Annotated in this window: 2 protein-coding genes and 1 pseudogene; all 3 read right to left on the reverse strand. The window is 76.4% G+C overall.

All coding sequences use genetic code 11. The annotated features are described in order from the left end of the window. Nucleotides 1-184: 184 nt before the first annotated feature. The gene (pruA, locus tag GTR00_RS16520) at nucleotides 185-1,819 is read right to left on the reverse strand and encodes an L-glutamate gamma-semialdehyde dehydrogenase (protein WP_166612680.1); all 1,635 of its coding nucleotides are present in this window, start codon (nucleotides 1,817-1,819) and stop codon (nucleotides 185-187) included. Between the two features lie 36 nt (nucleotides 1,820-1,855). Beyond that, nucleotides 1,856-2,776, reverse strand: coding sequence for a proline dehydrogenase family protein (locus GTR00_RS16525; RefSeq protein WP_166612681.1), 921 nt, complete (start codon nucleotides 2,774-2,776; stop codon nucleotides 1,856-1,858). A gap of 718 nt (nucleotides 2,777-3,494) precedes the next feature. Continuing rightward, a pseudogene (locus tag GTR00_RS25955) lies at nucleotides 3,495-3,662 on the reverse strand (PucR family transcriptional regulator); the annotation flags it as partial. Nucleotides 3,663-3,684 lie beyond the last annotated feature (22 nt).

The raw sequence follows: 3,684 nt of genomic DNA on the forward strand, positions 1-3,684 counted from the left end.
GGCCGGGACCCTCGTGGGGCGCGGCGGGGCGCGCGCCGGAGCGGTGGACGACGCTGAGGTCGTCCGTGCGCGTGGAGCTCCTGTCCTGGCTCATGACCAAGGGTGTACCCCTGCAGCGCCCGCGGCGAAACTCGAGATCGCCGCGGGCGCCCCGGCGAGGGTCGGCAGGGCCGGTTCGCCGGGCTCAGCGCATGTGCGGGTACACGTGCGTGGTCGGCGCCACGAACGTCTCCTTCACCGAGCGCGGGCTGGTCCAGCGCTGCAGGTTCAGGATCGAGCCGGCCTTGTCGTTGGTGCCGGAGGCGCGCGAGCCGCCGAACGGCTGCTGGCCCACGACGGCGCCGGTGGGCTTGTCGTTGACGTAGAAGTTGCCCGCCGCGAAGCGCAGCGCGTCCTGCGCCTGCCGCACCGCCACGCGGTCGTCGGCGATGACGGCGCCGGTCAGCCCGTACGGGGAGCCGGACTCCACCAGGCGCAGCGCGTCCTCCCACGCCCCGGGGCGGGAGTCGTCGTAGACGTGCACGGCCAGGACCGGCCCGAAGTACTCGGTGCGGAAGGCCTCGTCGCCCGGGTCCTCGCCCAGCAGGACGGTGGGGCGCACGAAGTAGCCCTCGGAGTCGTCGTACGCGCCCCCGGCGGCCACCTCGACGCCGGCGGTGGCGCGCGCGCGGTCGATGGCGGCGGCGTTCCTGGCGAAGGCGCGCGCGTCGATGACGGCGCCGCCGAAGTTCGACAGGTCCGTGACGTCGCCGAAGGGCAGGGAGTCCACCCGCGCCAGGAAGTCGGCGCCCACGCGCTCCCACACCGAGCGCGGCACGAACGCGCGCGAGGCCGCCGAGCACTTCTGCCCCTGGTACTCGAACGCGCCCAGCAGCACCGCGGTGGACAGCACCTCCGGGTCCGCCGAGGGGTGCGCCAGCACGAAGTCCTTGCCGCCGGTCTCCCCCACCAGGCGCGGGTAGGTGCGGTAGCCCGCGATGTTCTCCCCCACGGTGCGCCACAGGTGCTGGAAGGTGGCGGTGGAGCCGGTGAAGTGGATGCCGGTCAGGTGCGGGTCGGCCAGCGCGACGTCGGAGACGGCGCGCCCGTCGCCGCCGACGAGGTTCACCACGCCGGGCGGCAGGCCCGCCGCCTCCAGCAGCCGCATCGTCCAGTGCGCCGAGAGCATCTGCGTCGGGCTGGGCTTCCACACCACGGTGTTGCCCATCAGGGCCGGGGCGGTGGGCAGGTTGCCGGCGATGGCGGTGAAGTTGAACGGGGTGATCGCGTAGACGAACCCCTCCAGCGGGCGGTGGTCCAGGCGGTTCCACACCCCCGGGGAGGACACCGGCTGCTCGGCGATGAGGCGGCGGCCGAAGGCGACGTTGAAGCGCCAGAAGTCCACCAGCTCGCACGGCGCGTCGATCTCGGCCTGCTGGGCGGTCTTGGACTGCCCCAGCATCGTGGCGGCGGCGATCCTCTCGCGCCACGGGCCGGCCAGCAGGTCCGCGGCGCGCAGGAACACCGCGGCGCGGTCCTCGTAGTCCATCGCCGCCCACTGCGGGCCGGCGGCCAGCGCGGCGTCCACGGCGGCGCGCGCGTCGGCGTGGGTGGCGGCGGCGAACGTGCCCAGCACGCTCTCGTGCCGGTGCGGCTGCACGACGTCGACGCGCTCGCCGCCGCCGAGCGACTGCACGCCGCCGATGGTCTGGGTGATCTCCACCGGGTTCGCGGCCTGCTCGGCGAGCTGGTCGGTGAGTAGCTTGCGCTCGGTGCTGCCGGGCGCGTAGCCGTGCACCGGCTCGTTGCGGGGGGCGGGGACCTCGGTCACGGACTGCACGACGACCTCCGGGGGTTCAGCGGTTCAGGGGGTTTCTCAGGCGGTGACGAGGGAGCGCGCGAAGAACGCGAGGTTCGCCGGGCGCTCGGCCAGGCGGCGGGAGAAGTACCCGTACCAGTCGGTCCCGAAGGGCACGTAGGTGCGCACGACGTGCCCGGCGGCGGCCAGCCGGCGCAGCTCCTCGGTGCGGATGCCGTAGAGCATCTGGAACTCCGCGGCGCCGGGCCCGCGGCCGGCCAGCAGCTCCTCGGCGATGCGCACCACCCGCAGGTCGTGGGTGGCGACCATCGGGTACGCCCCGCCGTCCAGCAGGGTGCGCAGGCAGCGCACGTAGGCCAGGTCCACGTCGCGCTTGGCGGGGTGGGCCACCTCGGCGGGCTCGGCGTAGGCGCCCTTGACCAGCCGCACCCGCGAGCCGGGGCGGGCCAGGTCGGCGGCGTCGCCGGGGGTGCGGCGCAGCATCGACTGCAGCACGCAGCCGGTGCGGGGGAAGTCCGCGCGCAGCTCCCGCAGCGCCTGCAGGGTGAGGTCCACGCGGGTGTGGTCCTCCATGTCGAGGGTGACGTCCACGCCGCGGGCGTGCGCGTGCGCCACCAGCTCGTGGGCGCGCCCGGTGGCGCGCGCCGGGCCGTCCGGGCCCAGGCCCTGCCCGAGGGCGGACAGCTTCACGGAGACCTCGTTGCCCCGCGCCAGGCCGGCGTCGGCCAGCCGGGTCACCAGGTCGCGGTAGGCGGCCACCGTGGCGTCGGCCTGCTCGGGGCGCACGACGTCCTCGCCGAGCACGTCCAGGGTGGTGCGCACCCCGTGGGCGTCCAGGGCGCGGACCGCGCCGAGCGCGGCGGCGGCGTCCTCGCCGGCGACGAAGCGCCGCACGACGGGACGGCTGAGACTGCTCCCGGTCACCAGGGAGCGCACGCGCGGCGAGCCCGCCACGCCGAGGACCACTTGTCCGAACACACCTCGACGCTAGGCGTCCCCGCCCCCCACCACCAGGGACGGGTGGACGAAGGACGAACCCGATCGTGGTACAGGTGGATGACGCGGTGGCAGGCTGGGCGCCGTGAGCACCCCCTCGGCCGCGCCGGGCCTGCAGGAGCTCGTCGACGCCGTCGCCGACCTCACCGGCGCCCCCACCACGCTGGAGGACCGCGACCTGCACCTGGTGGCCGCCTCGGGCCACGACGACGTCGTCGACGAGGTGCGCCGCACCTCGATCCTGCGCCGGCGCTCCGACGCCGCGGTGCAGCAGGCGTTCGCCGCCTTCGGCATCGCCCGCGCCCGCGGGCCGCTGCGGGTGCCCGCCGACCCGGCCGCCGGGCGCCTGGCCCGCTGGTGCGTGCCGGTGCGCTGGCGCGGCGTCACCTACGGCTACCTGTGGCTGCTGGACCCCGGCGGTCGGGTGCGCCAGGAGCGCCTGGCGGAGCTGCACGACGTCGTCGACGCCGTCGCCGCGACCCTGGCCGCGCGCTCGCGCACCGCCGACCGCACCACCTGGGCCGTCGGCGAGCTGCTCTCCGCCGACGCCGGCGCGCGCGCCCGCGCCGCCGAGGAGCTGACCGTGGAGGGCGTGCTGCCCGCCGGCCCGCTGCGCGTGGTGGCGCTGGCCCCCGCCGGCGGGGAGGCCGCCGGGCCGGTGGTACAGGGTCTGCCGGTGCACCCCCAGCGCCGCCGCGGTGCGCTGCGCGGAGCCGGCCAGGTCCAGGTAGGTGCGCGCGGTGCGCACCAGCTCCGGGTCCGCGCCCAGCAGCCGCCGCGCCCGCTCGTCCACCGCGACGGCCGCCAGCGCCGCCGGCTCGGCCAGCGCCAGCAGCCGCAGCGTTCCCAGCTCCTCCCAGCCGCGCACCGCGGTGCCCGCGGGCCCGGCC

It is taken from the genome of Kineococcus indalonis (assembly GCF_009906395.1).
Taxonomy (GTDB): domain Bacteria; phylum Actinomycetota; class Actinomycetes; order Actinomycetales; family Kineococcaceae; genus Kineococcus; species Kineococcus indalonis.